Below are 19,871 nucleotides of genomic sequence, written 5' to 3'. Positions count from 1 at the left end.
TTAGTTGTTTATTATGCTTTCCCAAAGCTTTGTTATCTTATTTTCAGAAAAATTACTTTTAAAAAAATCTACAGCTTCCACCGCTAACTTCTGGTATTCTGTTTGATTAGAGAGAAGTTTTATAATCATTTCTGCAAAATCATTTTCATTATATGCAGTACAGCAACCATTTGCTATTTTTTGAGAAAAGCCGTCAAAAGCTTTTTCATTCCCTACAACAGGTAATCCAAAAGAAAGTGCTTCAACAACTTTTATTTTTATACCAGTTCCTCTCAACATCGGGCAGATAGCAATTTTGCTTTGTTTATAATAAACTTTCAGATCTTCTGCAAAATCGATTTTTCTTATATTTTTATGCTTTGGAATATATTTACAAACTCTTCCTATTACACATATTTTTACTGTTGCAGGAAGTAAGGGCAAAACTTTCTCTAAAAACCAGCCGATTCCTTCTATATTAAAAGGATTATCAGAGCCTGTGAAAATAAGGTCATAGTGTTTTTCCTCATTTTCATAAGAAAGATTTTCTGGGAAGCTTGGAGGGATATTAATTACTTTATCCCCAAAGAAACTTTTGAAAATAAAATATTCATCATTTGAAATGGTAACTACTTTATTAAACTTGGAAAGATTGTTTATTTCCTCATTAAATCGCTTACCAATGTCTAATGATTTATTTTTGTAAAACTCATTTAATGTAATCCAGTCATGAGTATCTATGATTTTTGTGCTGTTTTTCATCGAGTCATCTAATAATCCGGCCCAAAATTCATAATTAATGATAATTACATCATATTTTTTCTTAGCAAAAATATCTTTGAATTCTTTCTTGATAAAGTTTGTTAAAGAAGGATTAGATTGATTTGTCTTTTTATAAGATTTTAAGATTTTATACTTCCAATATTCTATTGATGTTTTTTTCTTAGGAGGTCTTGGAGTAATGAAAAATAAATTATCAACTATATTTCTATCAACCTCAATAGTATCCTGCATATCATTATAGATATGTCTGACTCCTACCAAATCAATTTGATGTCCCAATTTTTTTAAAATAGAGAGCGTACTTTTTGCCCTTGTCACATTTCCCGCTCTATTAGAAAACGGATTTTCCGGGAAAAAAAATAGAATTTTTTTTGACATTACATTGATTTAATAGCTGAATTGAATTTGGTTATTATAGTATTCCATGAATAATTTTTCAAAACATAATCTTTTGCTTTATCACCTTCTAAAATTATATCATCCTGTGTTTGTTTCATATAAAAAGTGAGAGCTTGAGAAAACTCTGTGCTGTTAGTAAAACTTTTCCCAGTTTCACTTTTTTTAATATGAGAGTACAGAACGTCACATTTTCTGTTTACAATTACAGGGATTTTCAATAACATCGATTCTAATGTTATTAATGACAGGCTTTCATAAAATGATGGCATTATAAGTGCAGCAGCATTTGTCAGCAAAGTGTTTTTTAAGATGTGATCTACAAATCCGGCTAAGATAATATCGTCACCTTCGGTAAATTTTTTATCAAGAGAATTGTTGCCAACCAACACTAGCTTTATATCTTGGTATTCCGGATGTAGTTTTTTGAAGTTTTTAAAATATTCAATCATCATCACACAACCTTTGTCCTCGACAATTCTTCCGATATAGATAAAATATTTTTTAGGAGAAAGATATTCAGGGAGTTTGCTGACAGTAGCATCATAATCGTCAAACCCAATTCCCGCAATCTCTGATTTTGTGTTTTTTGCTTGAGGATATACCTTTTCTACAAAATCTTTTTCAGTCTGCGTATTATACACAATAAATTTTGGCGAAGAGAATAGTAATGCGTAACCGTCAAGATAGAATTGAGGCTCGTCGTGAGCTGTTGGAATGAGAATGCTTTTTTCAGCAACCTCTTTGATTCCGAAATTAGTGGGATGGTATAAATAGGTGAAAAAAATAAAAGCCTTATAATCTCCTTTTTTTGCTTTTATAAAATGAATTAAATCAATAGAAAATGGGCCTTGTGTTTCCAGCCATTCATTAAAATTGAATGTTTTTTTATTGTATTTTATCCTTTTATAAAGTAAATAAGGAAAATTTAAAATATTTAATTTCCGGTTATTATATTTATATAAGTTACGGACTATTTTGCTAAGTTGATTAAATCTTTTTAAATCTTTTTTTGAAGTTTTAAACCTTCTTACTTTAATATTGTTTATAATTTCAATTCCTTCAGGATAATGGTTATCCCAAAATTCATATTCTACTGCACAAGTTGTTATAATTTCAACATCGTAAATAGCAGATAACTTTTCAGCAAGCAACCGTGCATGAAGCTCAGCTCCTCCATTTATCTCTAAACCATATCTCTGGACAACTATAGCAATTTTATCTTTCATATAAAATTATAAGCACTTTAATTAAGATAATTCATTCATTATTAAGCTTTAAAATAAACGAACAATGGTAATCATTCTCTTCCGGGATTAACTTCTGCCTTTTATTTTTTTTAAAATTTCGTTTACTTTTTTTCTTGCTTTATTATAAAACCCTTTTTCTAGATATTTGACTCTTTTTTCTAAAATCTTGTTTTCGCTTACTATTTTTAATAAATTATTTTTGGCTTCAAAGTCATCTCTTTCTGATAAGATTGTTTTTTCAATAATATCCAATCTTGTTTTCATTCGTGTTCCTATGGCCTCTAAGGAAAAATAAGTTTGTATGTCTTCTTTTGCTTTTTTTCCTATTTCAAATGCCTGATCTTGATTTTCAAATACAAATTTCATTAATTCGGCTGCATGATCTGTATTGGGTTCAGACCAATAATTATTTTTAGGAAGAACGCTTAAATCAACCTCATGCTTTACCATTTTATACTTAACAAGGAAAGAGTTATTTGTATTTGTAAAGTCTAAATTTCCCGAATAACCGGTTGCAATTACAGGTTTTCCAAGAGCCATAGCTTCTGCCATAGTAAGCCCAAACCCTTCAGAGCGGTGCAGTGAGATATAGCAGTCGGCCTTATTGATTAATGCTAGTAATTCGGGTCTGCGAAGCATTTCTTCTTTGTAGATGATGCTTTTGTTATCTCCAATTCTTTCAACAACTTTTCTTTTAGATTTTGAGTGCTGATTAGAAAGCGATGTCTTTAATATAAGTTTTACCTTTTGATTATTTATCCCAAATGCCTTTTCATAAGCATCGATTAATCCTACAGGATTTTTTCGTTCAATTAAACTGTTATAATCAAAAACAAATAAAAAATTAAAACAGTCATCCGGTATTCCCGTTTCAAAATTGGTATCGATATCTTCTGTTTTAATATCAATCGGATGGGGAATATTCACAACCGGAATAGGTGATTTTAATGACATTGAATCTAAACAATACCTGGAGCAAGTCCATATTTCATCGTAAAATTTGAAATATTCAGCATATATATCAGGAAACTCTTCCATTTCCCAGGCCCAATATCCAATATTATATTTTCCTTTGAAATAATCTGAAGATTTTTCCTGAAGAAAGCTTAGAATAGCATCCATATTCAGGTGTACAATATTAACGGGATAATTGTTGACATTGTCATCAAAACTTACGGAAGTATCATTAAGACGATTTCTAACATTTAAATTGAAATTAATTGGTTTAGCGGGAACACCTACTTTTTTCAATGCATTCAAATTGCTGCGGATAGCTTCTCCAAATCCAATTTCTGCATTAAAAAAGCCAGACATATTTACACCAAATACTTCTTTATTATTGTCCATATCAATCAATTCTAAAAATTTCCTTTAATTTTTTTTCAAATAAGGCCTCTTCGCCCAAAACTACATCTTTATAAACTTTAAACTGAGAAATATGTTGCGGATAATTCTCCAAAACATCTTTTATTTTTTCTAAAATTTCAGGAATTTTATTCTCGCTGAAATCAAATTTATATTCTTCGGGAATCATAAGGTCTTCATAATAAGCAGAGGAACCATTTCTTCCTGAAACAATACAACAGCCTTGGGAAACAGATTCTCTCAACATTTTATCTCTTCCCGGATTCTCCCCAAAATCAACATATAACAGTGATTTTGCCATTAAATCCTTTATTTGACTGGCATTCATGTTTTGAATAGGAATCCATGTCAATTCGGGTGAGTTTTTAATTAATCCTGATATTTCTTTTTTTCCTTTTTTAGGGTTATATAATATAGTTTTGTTAGACAGATCTTTTTGTATAGGCTGACTATTCTCTAAAAAGATAGGATTTATATAATCGCATACATAATCTATCTTACTTTCCGGAATATGATGTTGTTTTAAATAAACACCGGATCTATATGATTGTGCCCATTGGAAGACATTGGGAAGTTGCTCAAAATGATATTCCCTATCATCTTGGTTATAAAATAATTTTGTAAAAAAGCTTTGTTTCCTTATTCTGTAATCCATTAAGATTTTGTAAAAATCAACACTCAGCCACCATATTATTTTTTGACTGAGAGGATATTTTTTTATCAAAAATGTCATAGATTCCGGAATTATCAGAATGTTTTCCGGGCTGTCTTCAATAGTATTTATTTCCTGGGTTTTATAAATATCATAATTTTTTGGCTTTGCATTATTTCTTTTAGGAATATAATGCATAAACACATTTTTATAATCCAGCTGATACAGTTTATTTGATAATTGGTGCAATGCTTCCGGACCGCCTGTGACTTTTCTTGGGGGACAGAATATGATGATTTTGGAAGTATTTTTATACGAAATCATAAAGAAAATGAATTAAAAAATAGGTTTTTGAAAATATTTCATCAATTACCAAGCGCTATAATACCATTTAATTTTCAAAATTACAATATATTAATCAATCAATTCATTTACCCAGTTATCTATCAGGTATTTATTAAAGATATCTTTTGGGATTTCAATATAAGGCGTTTCGAAGAAAGATTCAGGGATACTGATATTGTCAATATCTTCAATGACAAAGATATTTTCAGGACTATAAAAATCGTAGGTTACGATATCTTTATTGGTAGTTATCAATTTTTTCTTTAATCCCATACTTTCAAAAACTCTGAAGCTCAAACCTTGTTGTCTGCTTCTGTTTACATCAAGCATTATCTCTGACTGTTCCAAAAAATCATTAATCTCCGTAATAGATAATGTACATTTTGAAAATTCTATATAAGGTTCTTTATTTTCCTTTTTCGTAAAAATAATTATTTTACTTTTTACTTTCATTTTATATAAAGCTTCGGCTATTTTCTTTAGAATAGGAAACCTTTTATCGTATGAGCTGATATTGAATACTTTATATTTGTACTCCGTTGGTATTTTATCAACAGTTTTATAAATAAAATTTGTTTTAAAGCTTAAATTATATTTTTTGCAGTCCTTTTTTTCAAAAGAAAAAACCTTATCAAAAAGAGAAAGTATATTCTTTGTTTTCGGATACCTGTTAATAGAATCACTGATTATGAAAACTGATTTACGTGATTTTTTATTAATAGCTTCTATCGTTTGTTGAGATAAAAAGTCTGCTTTTATGTAAATACTGGTGTCTATTGACTTAATATCCTTAATTTCATTCAAAATAATTTCATTATAATGAATATGTTTAAGATTAGAAATTCCCAAATTTTTTGTGAAAAAATTAAGTGCTTTATGTTGGAAGCTAGGATATGTATAACGGAAGCTATGGAAATTAATATGTTTTACTTCATATGATTTTCTCTCCAGAGCATCAGCAATGTATTGGTTGTATCCCCAATTATCGTAGGTGATTAGAAGTATGAGCTTTTTGTTTTTCTGCATTCTATCTTTCTATTCTTACAATTAATTACATGAGTGTTTTGTCCAAAAATTCTTCTAAATCATTTTTCAAAAATAAAGGTTTGAAATCTGAGTAGTTTTTCGAATCAGGTACAAAATCTGTAACATGCAAAAATCTATCCATTTTTGGATTACTGCTCCACGCCCAATCTGATAGTTGAATGTGAGGTGAAAAAATTGTAAAAGTAGGAATATCTAACGCTTTACTGACATTAGTTGCGCCTCCTTCATTGCCTATGAGACATTTGCAAAGACTTGTCACGGCAGCAAATTCACGTAAATTTTTAGTATCGAAGTTTTTTATAATTGATTTTTTAGTGTCAGCAGATATCAAGGCAAACAGTTTTTCAAACAGTTCCTTCTGAGAGGGAAGATAATTGCATAGAATTTTAGCATCTGGCTTGTAATTGGCAATATAATCCAGCAATTCTGCCATATATTCTATCGGGTACGTTTTTTCTTCAGAACTCCCGAAGGTACTTATCATAATCAGATTATCATTTGCAGATAAGCCGTTATTAGCAAGAATTTTGTGAGCAGCCTCAACTTCTTCCTCCAATAAATATACTTTGGGGAAAACTTCCTGGAAGGGAATATGTAATGGTTCTAATAATAGTAAGCGATGTTCAATACCTAAAGTGGTATTTTCTGATTTTACTTTTTTATCTCTTTTTACGGGAAAGTTATAAAAAAACTGAGTGTATTTTTTGAAAAAGCCGATTCGTGTTTTTGCGCCTGAAAATAAAGTGATAAGCCCCGTTTCTACTTTTGAATAAAGGTCAATGACTAAGTCAAATTTCTGTTTTTTTACTTCTGATAAAGTATTAATCATGCTATCTTTAAAAAAGATAACATGATTAATATAAGGATTTCCAATTAAGATTTGAGCATGTTTCTCATCGAGAAGGAAACTTATTTCTGCATTGGGATATTTTTTTTTCAGTAAGGGTAAAATTGTACTCGTGACAAGCACATCGCCCATGAATTTTTTTTGAATTATTAAAATTTTCATATTATCCTCCAAACTCCAAGACTGTTTTTTCAATAATTTTCACACAGTCTAATAATTGCTCTTCCGTAATTACCAATGGTGGGGCAAGTCGGATGATATTTCCATGAGTTGGTTTCGCCAATAATCCGTTTTCTTTTAATTTTAAACAAATATTCCATGCTGTACAGCTGTCTGGAGTATCATTGATTAAAATAGCATTTAATAAACCTTTACCTCTTACTTTCGTAATAAGGGTTGATTTATCAATCACTTTTTCAATTTCAGCTCTGAATAATTGGCCCAATTCTTCGGCTCTTTCGGAAAGTTTTTCTTCAGCAACAACATCCAAAGCAGCAACTGCAACAGCGCAGGCAATCGGGTTACCGCCAAAAGTAGAGCCGTGTTGACCGGGTTTAATAACGGTCATAATTTCGTTATTTGCCAATACTGCAGAAACAGGGTACATTCCTCCGGAAAGTGCTTTTCCTAAAATTAAGATATCCGGCTGAACATCTTCATGATGACAAGCAATTAATCTACCCGTTCTTGCGATTCCTGTTTGTACTTCATCGGCAATGAAAAGTACATTATGTTTTTTACAAAGCTCAGAAGCATTTTTAAGGAAATTTTCATCTGGAACATATACTCCGGCTTCCCCTTGAATAGGCTCAACCAAAAATGCGGCAATATTCTGGGCGTCCTGAGCCAAAACTTCTTCCAAAGCTTGAATATCATTGTAAGGAATTTTAATAAATCCCGGAGTAAAAGGTCCATAATTCTGATTGGCATCAGGATCGTTTGAGAAAGAAACAATTGTAGTGGTTCTACCATGGAAATTATTTTCGCAAACGATGATTTTTGCAGCATTTTCAGAAATTCCTTTCACCTCATAACTCCATTTTCTGGCTAATTTTACGGCGGTTTCCACAGCTTCAGCTCCGGAGTTCATTGGTAAAACCTTATCAAAACCGAAAAGTGAAGTGATTTTTTGTTCATATTCTCCCAACTTCGAGTTGTAAAAAGCTCTTGATGTTAATGCTAATTTTTTAGCCTGCTCTACTAAAGCTTCTACGATTTTTGGGTGAGAATGCCCTTGGTTAACAGCAGAATATGCTGAAAGAAAGTCATAATATTTTTTGCCCTCCACATCCCAAACAAAAACGCCTTCTCCTTTGTCTAAAACTACCGGAAGGGGATGATAATTGTGTGCTCCATGTTTATCTTCAAGGTCAATAAAATATTGTGAATTTTTTGCTGTTTCTACTGTTGACATATATTTTGGTTTTCTACAAAGTTAAACATTCTTATTGAAATTCATAAACAGAAACCTTATGCTGTAGAAAGGCTTGGTTTAAGATGTATTTTAATGTTGATCAATGTGGAAAGGGTATCTTGTTCAAATTAATTATTTATTAAAGTTATATTATTTTTTTTTGAAATGATATAATAGAAAACTGCCTCAAAATGAGGCAGTTTAAAGTTTTTATTTTAAATAATCTTAGTGATTATCATATTTTCTATCCATTACAAAATCTTCCATGAATTTTGTAGTATAGTTTCCTGCAAGATAATCTTCGTTATCCATCAATTGTCTGTGGAACGGAATGGTAGTTTTTACTCCTTCAATATAGAATTCTTCCAAAGCACGTCTCATTTTTGCAATTGCTTCCTCACGAGTTTGAGCTGTCGTAATTAGTTTTGCAATCATTGAGTCATAGTTAGATGGAATTGTATATCCCGAATAAACGTGAGTATCAACTCTTACACCGTGTCCGCCCGGAATATTTAATCCTGTGATTTTCCCCGGAGACGGTCTGAAGTCTGCGTAAGGATCTTCTGCATTGATTCTACATTCGATTGAATGTAATTTCGGATAATAATTGATTCCTGAAATAGGAGTTCCTGCAGCAAGGAGAATTTGTTCTCTGATCAAGTCATAATCAATAACCTGCTCGGTAATTGGGTGTTCCACCTGAATTCTCGTATTCATTTCCATGAAATAGAAATTTCTGTGCTTATCAACCAGGAATTCGATTGTCCCTACACCTTCGTATCCAATAAATTCTGCGGCTTTTACAGCTGCTTCACCCATTTTTTCACGAAGCTCGTCAGTCATAAAAGGAGAGGGAGTTTCTTCCGTCAGTTTCTGATTTCTTCTTTGAACAGAGCAGTCTCTTTCAGAAAGGTGGCAAGCTTTACCAAATTGGTCTCCTGCAACCTGAATCTCAATATGTCTAGGCTCTTCAATCAATTTTTCCATATACATACCTCCGTTTCCGAAAGCAGCTACAGCTTCTTGAATTGCAGATTCCCAATGATCTTTAAGGTCTTCAGCTTTCCAGACAGCTCTCATTCCTTTTCCGCCACCACCTGCAGTAGCTTTGATCATTACAGGGTATCCTGTTTCTTCAGCTACTTTTACAGCGTGTTCGTAAGATTCAATAAGACCGTCAGAACCAGGTACACAAGGAACACCTGCCGCTTTCATGGTAGCTTTGGCATTCGCTTTGTCTCCCATTTTCTCGATTTGCTCTGGCGAAGCACCAATGAATTTGATACCGTTCTTTTGGCAGATTCTTGAGAAGTTAGCATTTTCAGATAGGAATCCGTAACCTGGGTGAATTGCGTCAGCATTTGTAATTTCTGCGGCAGCAATGATGTTAGGAATTTTTAGATATGAGTCTTTACTCATTGCAGGGCCAATACAAACAGCCTCGTCAGCAAATCTTACATGAAGGCTGTCTTTGTCGGCAGTAGAGTATACTGCAACAGTTTTGATTCCCATTTCTTTACAAGTACGTAAAATACGCATTGCAATTTCGCCACGATTGGCAATTAATATTTTTTTGAACATCTCTCCGAAATTTTAAATTATAAATTTTGAATTTTTAAATTATTTTAAATGAAAAGCATTCATCTAAAATTTATAATCTTTAATCTAAAATTCCTTAAGATGGATCTACTAAGAATAAAGGTTGGTCGTATTCTACAGGCGTAGCATCGTCTACTAAAATTTTAACAATTTTTCCGCTTACCTCAGATTCGATTTGGTTGAATAATTTCATTGCTTCGATTACACAAACTACTTTTCCGTTAGAAACTTCGTCACCAACATTTACAAATACGTCTTTATCTGGGGATGGCTTTCTGTAGAAAGTACCGATCATTGGAGATTTAATTGTTACATACTTGCTGTCATCAGATGCAGCTTCGGCTTTTTCAGCAGGCGCAGCAGTTGCAACAGGTGCAGGAGCGACTGCTTGCTGAGGTGCAGTATGGTAAACTGCAGGTTGTGCATAAGCAACTTCGCTTCCAGCTAATGGAGTTTTAATAGTGATTTCGAAATCTTTAGTTTTATATTTCACTTCAGAAACCTCTGCCTTAGATACAAACTTAATAAGATTTTGTATGTCTTTAATGTCCATAAATTTAATATTTGATTTTGTCCCAAAGATACCAAAAAAACACAAAAAACAACAAAAAACCGCCAAATTTTATCAAAATCGGGCGGTTTTTGTATTAAAACGAGTGTTTTTCAGTGAAAATCGACTCTTAGTTTTCTTCAGTAGTTGCTACTTCTTTTTCCAATACTACTTTACCTCTATAGTAAAGTTTTCCTTCATGCCAGTGAGCTCTGTGGTAAAGGTGCATTTCTCCTGTTGTTGCATCTTTAGCTAATTGAGGAACTACAGCTTTGTAGTGAGTTCTTCTCTTATCTCTTCTTGTAGACGACTGTCTTCTCTTTGGATGTGCCATTTTGTAATAACTTTTTTAATTTGATGAGCGATGAGATTCATCATCTCATCATCTTTAAATTATTTTTAATTTTTATTCTTTAAATTTTTTAACGCGTCCCATCTGGGATCACTTTTTGGTTCTTCTTCAGCTTCTTTTGGACTGAATTTTTCAAGAATTTCCAAATCTTCATCACTTATGTTGGGCGAAACCTTTTTCATCGGAATGGAAAGGGCAACATTTTCATAAATCAGTTGTGCAATATTAAAAGCATGGTCGTTAGAAGGAATGGTGATAACATCTTCTTCGCTGTCGTCATATTCCTCTCCAAATTTTACCAATACACCGATTTGGTTTTCAATAGGATAGTCAAAGTTTTCATTTGTGATATCACAAACCAATTCTACCGTCCCATTTACTTTTATTTCAAATTCTAAAAAAGTTGTGTGCTTATCCAATAAAACATCCACCGTTATTCTAGGATTTGTAAATTCCTGTTCAGTATCAAATAATTGAAAGAACTCTTTATCTATCTCAAACCTGAACTCGTGCTTGCCGGTTTTTAATCCGGAAAAGCTTACGTCATAGTTTCTTAACTTGTCCATAAAATGAGTGTGCAAAAATATGCAATTTTTTTATAATAACAAATAATTTCTCTAACAAATTAATTTAAAATTTGTTTCAAAGATTTAACCTTCAGCTTCCTCCGGCAAATCTTCATCTATTCCGTTATCCACAGCCATTTTTCTTGGCTGTAGGCGGTTGCTCATCAAATCATTGTATTCACTTCTATTCTTGAAAATTTTAATAGCCGTGAAAATTGCTTCGGTAAAACTCTGTTCATCGGCAATGTTTTTTCCTGCAATATCATATGCAACTCCGTGATCGGGAGAAGTTCTTATAAATGGAAGTCCTGCTGTATAATTTACACCTTCTTCATATGCTAAAGTTTTGAATGGAGCCAGACCTTGATCATGATACATCGCTAAAACAGCATCAAAACTTTTATATTTACTAGGCTGGAAAAAGCTGTCTGCAGGGAATGGGCCAAATGCCAAAATTCCATTATCCGAAAGTTCTTTGATTGCCGGAGAAATGATTTCTATTTCCTCGTTTCCGATTACACCGCCATCTCCGGAATGTGGATTTAATCCCAAAACGGCAATTTTGGGTTTTGAAATATTAAAATCCTCAATTAAAGTCTGATTTAAAACTCTGATTTGTTTTTTTATTTTTTCTTTAGAAATGTTTTCGGCAACTTTTGCAATTGGGATATGATGAGTAGAAACAGCAACTTTTAAATCTTCTGTTACCAAAAACATCAATCCTTTTCTGTTGAATTTTTCTTCAAAATATCCTGTATGACCTGTATGTTTGAAGCCCATTTTTACCATTTCATCTTTGTTGATGGGAGCAGTCACAAGAACGTCGATCTCCCCTTTTATTAAAGCTTCGGTTGCTGCTTCAAGAGAATCAATTGCCATTTTTGTAGACTCTTCTGTAGGTACGCCCAATTCTACATTTACGTTTTCTTTCACCAGATTCAGCATATTCAGTTTTCCGGGCTGCGCTTGTGAGGCTTCATTGATATAATGGAAGTTTAAATTTTGCTTAAAAATATTTTTTTGATAGGTAAAAAGTTTTCCCGAACCAAAAATTACAGGTGTGAAAAAATCCGTAATGGTTTTGTCTTTCAGGGATTTCATGATGATTTCGGGACCGATGCCATTGAAATCGCCGATTGAAATTCCTACTCGTACTTTATGGTTTTTTGGGCTCATTTTGATTATCTTTGAAGATTATAATTTTACAAATTTAGCAAAAAATAATATGTTCACAGGAATTATTGAAGCGGTTGGAGTTATTGAGAAGATTGAAGAAAATGGAAGTAACATTAATTTTACTCTTACTTGCCCTTTCACCAACGAATTAAAAATAGATCAAAGTTTAGCTCATAATGGTTGTTGTCTGACGGTTGTTGGGATTGAAGGTGATAAATATGTTGTAACAGCCATTAACGAAACCCTGGAAAAAACAAATCTTGGAAAATGGGAAGTAGGAACTGTTGTGAATCTTGAACGTTGTATGAAAATGGACGGAAGATTAGATGGGCATATCGTTCAGGGTCACGTTGATAAAACGGGTGAAGTTGTCAGTATTGAGAATAAAGATGGAAGTTATTTTATTACCATAAAATACGAAAATAATGGAAGTTTTGTGACGGTTCCTCAGGGTTCAATTACTGTAAACGGAATTAGTTTAACGGTTGCAAAAAGTGAAGATTCTCAGTTTTCCATAGCAATTATCCCTTATACTTGGGAGTTTACAAACATGCAACATTTAAAAGCTGGTGATAAAGTTAATCTGGAATTTGATATAATTGGTAAGTATATTGCTAGGTTAATTAATAAACAGAATGTCAATTAATATTTATAAAGGATATAGCTTAAGAAACCGGGTATTCTTCGGTTTCTTGCTGGTATGTCTTTTGAGTGTGGCGGCTTCTTCGTTGGTGCCTTATTTTGTATTGAGAAACAACTCTTTAGAACAGAGTAAAATAGACATGCAGGATAAAACCAATGCCGTAATGGGCTATCTGGATTATGCTGTGAGCAGGTCGGTTGTTCAGACAAAAGATCTTCCTTCGGTTTTGGGGAGTAAAATTCTTGAAATTGCGGATATCAATCAGCATGATATTGTTATTTATGATTTAAAGGGAAATTACCTTCTTTCTAATAGAGATCCCAGTTTGATCGAACAAAAAGCAATACCTATCAATATTGTTAACAAAGTTTTGTCTACTGATGCCAGAGTAGATATTCGGGGATATGATCAGGCAAAGGATGCTGTTTTTACATCTTCTTATTTGTTGTTGAAAAACAATGTGTTAGAGCCGGTTGGTATTGTTTATATTCCTTTATATCATAACGAATCTGCTTATCTTGAAGTTCTTCATAAATATGTAAAATATATTCTTTTAGTTGATATTTTTTTAATTCTTTTCAGTATTTGGCTGAGTTGGGTAACTTCTAATAATTTGGCTAAAACAATTACCAAATTTTCTGATATGATTACACGTATAACGCTGTTTGAGAATGAGATGAGGCCTATACGGTATTATAAAAATGATGAATTAAATGCTTTGGCGAGGGCTTACAACAGAATGATCCTCCAGATTCAGGATCAAAAGGAGAGACTCCGTTTTAAAGCTTCTGAAGAAGCCTGGCGAGAAATGGCAAAACAGGTTGCTCATGAGGTGAAAAACCCTTTGACACCAATGAAATTGACCATTCAGAATTTTGAAAGAAAGTTTGATCCGGAAGATCCAAATATCAGGGACAGGGTAAAACAGATGAGTAAAACAATGGTTGATCAAATAGATCTAATTGCCACTGTTGCGTCTGCATTTTCAGAATTTGCCAAACTTCCTGAAAAGAATAATGAGATTATCAATCTGAATTCTGAGGTGGAAGATATTCTTCGTGTTTTCAATGACGATAGTATTTTTATGCATTCGAATAAAAATAATATTATGATTAATATGGATAGGATTTATCTTTCCAGAATCATTACAAATCTTGTGACCAATGCAAAACAGGCCGAAAGCGACAAACGAAAATTAATCATTAATGTAGATGTAGAACAACATCAGAGGAGGGTGATGATTTCCGTCCAGGATAACGGAATCGGAATTGATGACAATATGTATGAAAGGATTTTCGAGCCTAATTTCACCTCTAAAAACAGCGGAATGGGTCTTGGTTTATCAATGGTAAGAAAAATGGTTGAAGACTATAAAGGAGAAATTACCGTAAAATCTGAGCTTGGAAAAGGTTCTACATTCACCATCACTTTGCCTACAAATTTATAGTGAAGCCTTTTAAGTTTAAACAATTCGAAATCCGGCAGTCTAAAGATGTCTTCCGTGTAGGAACAGACGGTGTTTTGTTAGGTGCTTTGGCGAATGTTGATAATGCTTCCAAAGTTCTGGAAATCGGCACAGGAACAGGTTTGATTTCGTTAATGGCAGCTCAAAGAAACTTAACTGCAGAATTTTTGGGAATTGATATTAATGAAGAAGCAGTACATATTACTCAAATTAATTTTGAAAATTCACCTTTTAAATCGAGGCTGAAAAGTATTCATCAGGATTTTAAAACTTTTGTAACGAAAAACAAATTTGATTTAATTATTTCAAATCCTCCATATTTTGAAGAATCTGGTTCTGAAAAAGATAAAATTGCGAGGCAAACGGTTGAACTGAATTTTAGTCAATTAATTTCAAAATCTGCAAAATTACTTTCTGAAAAAGGAGTTTTTTCAGTGATAATTCCTGTGGAAATTGGCGAAGGTTTTATTGAAATTGCTAAAGAAAATCAATTGTTTTTAATAAAAAAAATCAATATTAAAGGTATTGAAAATTCAAAAACAAAAAGACTTATTCTTGAGTTTTCTTTGATTGAAAAAGGAATTGAAGAACAGGAATTTGTAATAGAAAAAAGTCCGAGACAATACTCGGACCAATATCTTAAACTCACTAAAGAGTTTCATGTTTTCGGTAAATAATATGAACAAACGATAATTCGTAATGTTCTGTTTTTATTCAAATAACTCCGCCGTATCCAGCACAGACACTTTTCCGTCTTCACATCTGATGGCTTCACCGGGGAAGTTCTGAATCATATGGTAATCATGTGTTGCCATTACTACAGCAGCTCCGTTTTCAAGGGCAACCTGCTTCAATAATGTCATAATTTCGTTTGATGTTTCAGGATCGAGATTTCCTGTTGGCTCATCTGCTAAAATCAGATCCGGATGATTCAGTAAGGCTCTTGCTATGGCAACACGTTGTTGTTCACCTCCGGATAATTCATGAGGCATTTTGTGTTTTTTACTTTTCATATTTACGCTTCCAAGAACCTCATTAATGCGGTCTTCCATCTTTATTTTGTCACTCCAGCCTGTTGCTTCAAGAACGAATCTCAGGTTTTTCTCAACCGTTCTGTCAGAAAGCAACTGGAAATCCTGGAAAACAATTCCTAACTTCCTTCTCAAATTTGGAATATCTGAAGTTCTCATCTTTTCCAAATCGAAACCGACCACTGCTCCATGCCCTGAAGCTAATGGAATATGTCCGTACAATGTCTTTAAAAGTGAACTTTTCCCGGAACCGGTTTTTCCGATAAGATAACAGAATCTCCCTTTTTTGATGTTAAGATTAACGTCAGAAAGAACAGTAAAGTTTTTTTGTGCAATTTTTGCGTGTTGCAGACTTATGATGTTATCTCCGGATATATTTGTATGTGGCATAATTCAATTTTAAAGTAGCTATTTCTAACAATATTTTTCAGCTTTTAAAAATAATAAAAAGAACTCTAAGGAACGTAAATTTTAGGAAAATTTAACAACAAAAAATGCTTGAAAAACTTCTTTTCAAGCATGATTTGTATATGATAACTAAAGAATTATCTCTTAGCGCGTGCAGCACTTACAGTTAAACTCTTTCTGCCTTTAGCTCTTCTCGCAGCCAAAACTCTTCTTCCATTTGGCGTAGACATTCTTTCTCTGAAACCGTGTTTGTTTCTTCTTTTTCTTTCTGATGGCTGGAATGTTCTTTTACTCATTACTATATGTTTAAATCGTAATTATCTATTAATTTTCAGGTTGCAAAGATATAGATTTTTTTATTAGTTACAAATTTAATTATCTTTTTTTTACAAATAATTAGAATGTTTTTCAGTGAAATATTAATAACATCCGTCTGCAAAACGAATTCTGCTATATGTAAAAATAATATTAATGATTTGTATAAAAGCTCTATCTTTGGAAACTCAAAATTAAAGAAAAAAAATAAACATAATGATGTTTACACCTGTAGAACTTTTAGAAATCAATACATTACTTACTCCAGAAAATAAAATAGTAATTCTTACTCATTATAATCCTGATGGAGATGCTATTGGTTCTAGTTTTGGGTTAAAACATTATTTAAAAGCAAAAGGGATCCAGGCAGAGGTGGTTGTACCGAATGACTTTCCCAAGTTTTTGAAATGGATGCCTGAATCTAAAAAGGCGGTTATCGGTGAATACAAAAGAAAAGCAGCATTTGATTTAATCAATGAAGCGGATGTTATTTTCTGTCTTGATTTTAATTCACCCTCAAGAATAGGTCTGTTAGGAGATTGGTTGACAAAAGCTAAAGCAAAAAAAATTCTTATTGATCATCATCAGCAGCCGGAAAACTTTGATTATGTTTATTCAGATACAATAATCCCTGCGACTTGTCAGATGATTTATCATTTTATTGAAGCAATGGATGATGAAAAATTGGTGAATAAGGATATTGCGGAATGTCTTTATACCGGAATCATGACAGATACAGGCGGTTTTAGATTCCGATCTACGAGTGCCACAACCCATAGGATTGTAGCAAATCTTATTGAAAAAGGTGCCGATCCTGCGATGATCACTTCTAATACTTGGGATACCAATACTGTTTCACGTCTTCATCTGTTAGCTTTGATTTTAGGAAGAATCGAGGTTGTGAAAGATGGAAAAGTTGCTGTTTTATATCTTACAAGAGACGAGCTTAAGGAATATGGATTCCAGAAAGGAGATACTGAAGGCTTTGTAAATTATGGACTGAGTATTCTTGGTGTGAAAATGGCGGCCTTCTTTATGGAAGATTTGTACGAAGACTTTATCAAAATTTCTTTCAGAAGTAAAGATGATATGGATGTAAACCAATTTTCCAGGAAATATTTCAATGGAGGAGGGCATATTAATGCGGCCGGAGGAAAATCTGATGAATCTTTACTGGATACTATTGAGACTTTCAAAGAAAAAGTAGAGAAGGAAAATTTATAATTTAAATTTTTCGATATCCTTTATCTTCCAGTTCTTTACAGGTGTATTCGTACACTTTCTCAAACATGATATCAAGGGATTTTTTATTGAATAAACTGAATTTTGTCATTTTTGGGGGATCCAGAAAAATATCACACGAGCTTACTTTAGAATAAACAGATTTGGCTATTGCTAAATGCAAAATCCTGTCAAATTCTTTCATTAAGCTCATCTTTCCCAGACTGTCATAGCTTATTGAATTTACATGGGAGGCAATCAAAAAATCACATTTGTCAATAATTGGTTCTATGGGAAGATTGTCTAAAACCCCGCCGTCCACATATATTTTTTCACCAACCCGTACCGGAGGAAGTACAAACGGAACGCTTGAAGAGGCGAGAAGAGGCCAAAAAAGCTCGCCTTCTGAAAAGAAATCTACAATTCCGTGAGTCATTTCTGTGGCGGTTACATATACCGGAATTTTTAAAATTTTAAAATCATCTTCAGGAAAATGATCTTTGAACAGTTTTAGAATAAAATTTGAACTAAAAATCCCGTTTTTTGATAGTCTTAAATAAGATCTTGAGAAAAATGTAGTCTGTCGTACGATTTCCATCATTTCGTCAGGTGTTTTGCCAAAAGAGTAAAATGCTGCGATGATAGAGCCTGCGCTGGTTCCTGAAATAATCTGCGGTTTCAAATCGTATTCTTCCAAAGCTTTTAAAACTGCGATATGTGCTATTCCGCGCATTCCCCCGCCCGAAAGAGTCAGGCCGATAATTGGTTTCTTTTTTTTGAAAGTGAAAATCCCCATCAAGACAATTAAACTTTAAAGATACAAGATTTTTTGATAAAGCTTTACTAAGGTTCATCACATTCTGAATCTATCTTTATGAAAAGCGAATTGAATTTTTCATACATTTTTTCATCATGTTCAATTCTTTTAAGCCCGTCATTGGCACAGTTTTCCCATCCGAAAGTAATCAGATCAATAACCGCGTAATCTTTTTTATTTGGAGAATTGAGATGCTCTTCAAATTCATCCATGATTCTTTGCGGATTTCCGTTTCTTTTGCTCATCTCTTTGCGAAGTTTTCTCCATTCTTCAATCATTTGAGCATCGTTGGAATTTAATGCTTTTGCAAAATTTTCACAGCCTTTTGAAAGTTTATGATTGAGGAGGATTGACGGATTTGAAAAAGCCTGAATTTCAGTTTTTCTGAATTCATATTCATCGATAAGCTCCTGTATTTTTTGAATTTTTATATTTTCCCAATAAGGATCTTTTACAATTTTTAAGTTTTCTAAAATTTTTTTTTGCCTGGTGAAATCTTCATCAAGCTTAGCTAAAATTTTATCTTTTTCCGCTCTGACTTTCTGAAGACTGTTACTATTAAAAACAGAAGGCGTACTCAATAAAACTCCGCTCATTGTGAACCAAAGTTTGTAAGTACCTTCCAGCTCTTCTTTTGAGTATTTATAAGAATCGAAATGTCCCTTATTATCACAAAGCTCAGTCGTGAAATTAAATATTCCTTCTTTGGTTTGTGGAGAAATTGCTGTAGAATCTTTTTTAGTGTCAGAAATATCTTTGACAGCATCATGTTGCGGAATATTGGAAATGGTATTTTCTTTTTTACAGCTTAAAACAGTAAGAAAAAGGGTGAAGAGCAGCCAATTTTTCATAAACGAAATTTATAAAATCAATTTTTTAGGAAGATTATGAAGAAGTTCCGTATTAATTATTTCTGCACAAATGCTTGGCTTTTCCCAATGACCGTTGTGTCCGCAATCTAAAACGTAAGATTTGATATTAGTCCTGTCCGGAAGGTTTTTTATCATGAGTTCTGTTTTTACGGCATTATCATGTTTTCCTGCAAGAACCAGAATTTTAGCTTCAAGATTTTCAAGAACATGTTTTTTGTCGGTTCTTTCCACCATTCCTTTTACAGAAGCCAAAGCTCCCAGATTATTTGTAGAAAGCGCAGTTTCCAGGGCAGTTTCTATTTTTCCTTCTAAAACATCTCTCTCGTTAGGATTAAATAAATTGGGAACACCGGCTCTTACATAGTGTGGAAAAGCATCTTTTATGATTCTATAGCTTTTGATGCGCTGTTCTTTTTTTTCAGCGTCATCGGGAAGATATGTGGAGAAAAATAATGTTAAACTTTTAAGGTATTCAGGGTACTTTTCAGCAAATCCTAAGGAAATATAACCTCCCATAGAATGTCCCAATAAATGAACTTTCTCTAGTTTTTGGTCCTCTAAAACTTTCTTTACTTCTTCTGCAACCAATTCCATGGTCTGAACTTCGGCAATAATGTCAGACTGGCCATGTCCCGGAAGATCAATCTTTAATAGTGAAAAATTTTCAGAAAGATGAGGCTCCATGTCGCTCCAGATAGAAATGTTTTCCATGAAGCCATGAAGTAAAACCAAGGTTTCTTTTCCGTTTCCTTTTTTCTCAAAGTTTAGCATGATTTTC

General features: G+C 33.0%; 21 protein-coding genes. 4 read left to right on the top strand and 17 right to left on the bottom strand.

Annotation, left to right across the window (positions count from 1 at the left end; translation table 11 throughout):
- From ACM39_RS15470 to pdxA, 12 genes are all read right to left on the bottom strand, one after another.
- Positions 1 to 1,140: a glycosyltransferase family 4 protein gene (locus ACM39_RS15470; RefSeq protein WP_048511938.1), complete on the bottom strand. Its 1,140-nt coding sequence runs from the start codon at positions 1,138 to 1,140 to the stop codon at positions 1 to 3.
- On the bottom strand, positions 1,140 to 2,387 hold the full coding sequence (locus tag ACM39_RS15465; protein ID WP_048511937.1) for a glycosyltransferase family 4 protein: 1,248 nt from the start codon (positions 2,385 to 2,387) through the stop codon (positions 1,140 to 1,142). The genes ACM39_RS15470 and ACM39_RS15465 overlap by 1 nt, the downstream gene beginning before the upstream one ends.
- Before the next feature lie 87 nt (positions 2,388 to 2,474).
- Complete coding sequence (locus ACM39_RS15460; protein WP_048511936.1) at positions 2,475 to 3,755, bottom strand: glycosyltransferase family 4 protein; 1,281 nt, start codon at positions 3,753 to 3,755, stop codon at positions 2,475 to 2,477.
- Position 3,756: 1 nt separating this feature from the next.
- Positions 3,757 to 4,749, bottom strand: coding sequence for a hypothetical protein (locus tag ACM39_RS15455; RefSeq protein WP_048511935.1), 993 nt, complete (start codon positions 4,747 to 4,749; stop codon positions 3,757 to 3,759).
- Between the two features lie 90 nt (positions 4,750 to 4,839).
- Positions 4,840 to 5,796 (bottom strand): hypothetical protein, encoded by a 957-nt coding sequence (locus tag ACM39_RS15450; RefSeq protein WP_048511934.1) that lies wholly within the window; start codon positions 5,794 to 5,796, stop codon positions 4,840 to 4,842.
- A gap of 25 nt (positions 5,797 to 5,821) precedes the next feature.
- Entirely contained in the window at positions 5,822 to 6,826 is a 1,005-nt protein-coding gene (locus tag ACM39_RS15445; RefSeq protein WP_048511933.1) for a glycosyltransferase family 9 protein, read from the bottom strand.
- 1 nt (position 6,827) lies between these two features.
- Positions 6,828 to 8,078: an ornithine--oxo-acid transaminase gene (rocD, locus tag ACM39_RS15440; protein WP_048511932.1), complete on the bottom strand. Its 1,251-nt coding sequence runs from the start codon at positions 8,076 to 8,078 to the stop codon at positions 6,828 to 6,830.
- A 225-nt stretch (positions 8,079 to 8,303) separates the two neighbouring features.
- A complete protein-coding gene (accC, locus tag ACM39_RS15435; RefSeq protein WP_048511931.1) occupies positions 8,304 to 9,659 on the bottom strand; it encodes an acetyl-CoA carboxylase biotin carboxylase subunit in 1,356 nt (451 codons plus the stop codon).
- A gap of 94 nt (positions 9,660 to 9,753) precedes the next feature.
- Entirely contained in the window at positions 9,754 to 10,230 is a 477-nt protein-coding gene (gene accB / locus ACM39_RS15430; protein ID WP_048511930.1) for an acetyl-CoA carboxylase biotin carboxyl carrier protein, read from the bottom strand.
- Positions 10,231 to 10,357: 127 nt separating this feature from the next.
- Positions 10,358 to 10,561, bottom strand: coding sequence for a 50S ribosomal protein L32 (gene rpmF, locus ACM39_RS15425; protein ID WP_034678990.1), 204 nt, complete (start codon positions 10,559 to 10,561; stop codon positions 10,358 to 10,360).
- 65 nt (positions 10,562 to 10,626) lie between these two features.
- On the bottom strand, positions 10,627 to 11,145 hold the full coding sequence (locus ACM39_RS15420) for a YceD family protein (RefSeq protein ID WP_048511929.1): 519 nt from the start codon (positions 11,143 to 11,145) through the stop codon (positions 10,627 to 10,629).
- Positions 11,146 to 11,229: 84 nt separating this feature from the next.
- Complete coding sequence (pdxA, locus tag ACM39_RS15415) at positions 11,230 to 12,321, bottom strand: 4-hydroxythreonine-4-phosphate dehydrogenase PdxA (protein ID WP_048511928.1); 1,092 nt, start codon at positions 12,319 to 12,321, stop codon at positions 11,230 to 11,232.
- 49 nt (positions 12,322 to 12,370) lie between these two features.
- On the opposite strand from pdxA, the gene ACM39_RS15410 reads away from it, so the two are divergent.
- The 3 genes from ACM39_RS15410 to ACM39_RS15400 are packed head-to-tail and all read left to right on the top strand — an operon-like array spanning position 12,371 to position 15,106.
- Positions 12,371 to 12,967, top strand: a complete 597-nt coding sequence (locus tag ACM39_RS15410; RefSeq protein WP_048511996.1) for a riboflavin synthase — start codon at positions 12,371 to 12,373, stop codon at positions 12,965 to 12,967.
- Positions 12,957 to 14,411 carry a sensor histidine kinase gene (locus ACM39_RS15405; RefSeq protein ID WP_048511927.1) on the top strand — a complete coding sequence of 485 codons (1,455 nt, stop codon included), beginning with the start codon at positions 12,957 to 12,959 and terminating at the stop codon, positions 14,409 to 14,411. The genes ACM39_RS15410 and ACM39_RS15405 overlap by 11 nt, the downstream gene beginning before the upstream one ends.
- The gene (locus ACM39_RS15400; protein WP_048511926.1) at positions 14,411 to 15,106 is read left to right on the top strand and encodes a tRNA1(Val) (adenine(37)-N6)-methyltransferase; all 696 of its coding nucleotides are present in this window, start codon (positions 14,411 to 14,413) and stop codon (positions 15,104 to 15,106) included. The genes ACM39_RS15405 and ACM39_RS15400 overlap by 1 nt, the downstream gene beginning before the upstream one ends.
- Positions 15,107 to 15,139: 33 nt before the next feature.
- On the opposite strand, the gene ACM39_RS15395 is transcribed toward ACM39_RS15400, so the two are convergent.
- Both ACM39_RS15395 and rpmH read right to left on the bottom strand, forming a co-directional pair.
- Positions 15,140 to 15,850, bottom strand: a complete 711-nt coding sequence (locus ACM39_RS15395) for a cell division ATP-binding protein FtsE (protein ID WP_048511925.1) — start codon at positions 15,848 to 15,850, stop codon at positions 15,140 to 15,142.
- A 155-nt stretch (positions 15,851 to 16,005) separates the two neighbouring features.
- Positions 16,006 to 16,164, bottom strand: coding sequence for a 50S ribosomal protein L34 (rpmH, locus tag ACM39_RS15390; protein ID WP_039365072.1), 159 nt, complete (start codon positions 16,162 to 16,164; stop codon positions 16,006 to 16,008).
- 238 nt (positions 16,165 to 16,402) lie between these two features.
- Here rpmH and ACM39_RS15385 point away from each other — a divergent pair, with 238 nt between their 5' ends.
- Positions 16,403 to 17,407: a DHH family phosphoesterase gene (locus ACM39_RS15385; RefSeq protein ID WP_048511924.1), complete on the top strand. Its 1,005-nt coding sequence runs from the start codon at positions 16,403 to 16,405 to the stop codon at positions 17,405 to 17,407.
- A gap of 1 nt (position 17,408) precedes the next feature.
- On the opposite strand, the gene ACM39_RS15380 is transcribed toward ACM39_RS15385, so the two are convergent.
- From ACM39_RS15380 to ACM39_RS15370, 3 genes are read right to left on the bottom strand one after another with little or no spacing between them, the layout of a single operon-like run.
- Entirely contained in the window at positions 17,409 to 18,200 is a 792-nt protein-coding gene (locus ACM39_RS15380) for a patatin-like phospholipase family protein (RefSeq protein WP_048511923.1), read from the bottom strand.
- Between the two features lie 47 nt (positions 18,201 to 18,247).
- Positions 18,248 to 19,072, bottom strand: coding sequence for a hypothetical protein (locus tag ACM39_RS15375; protein ID WP_048511922.1), 825 nt, complete (start codon positions 19,070 to 19,072; stop codon positions 18,248 to 18,250).
- 9 nt (positions 19,073 to 19,081) lie between these two features.
- On the bottom strand, positions 19,082 to 19,864 hold the full coding sequence (locus tag ACM39_RS15370; protein WP_048511921.1) for an alpha/beta fold hydrolase: 783 nt from the start codon (positions 19,862 to 19,864) through the stop codon (positions 19,082 to 19,084).
- Positions 19,865 to 19,871: the final 7 nt, after the last annotated feature.

The organism is Chryseobacterium sp. FH2 (assembly GCF_001045455.1).
Lineage (GTDB): Bacteria > Bacteroidota > Bacteroidia > Flavobacteriales > Weeksellaceae > Chryseobacterium.
The sequence above is the reverse complement of the archived record's forward strand: the minus strand, read 5'-3'. Positions and strand labels throughout refer to the sequence as shown.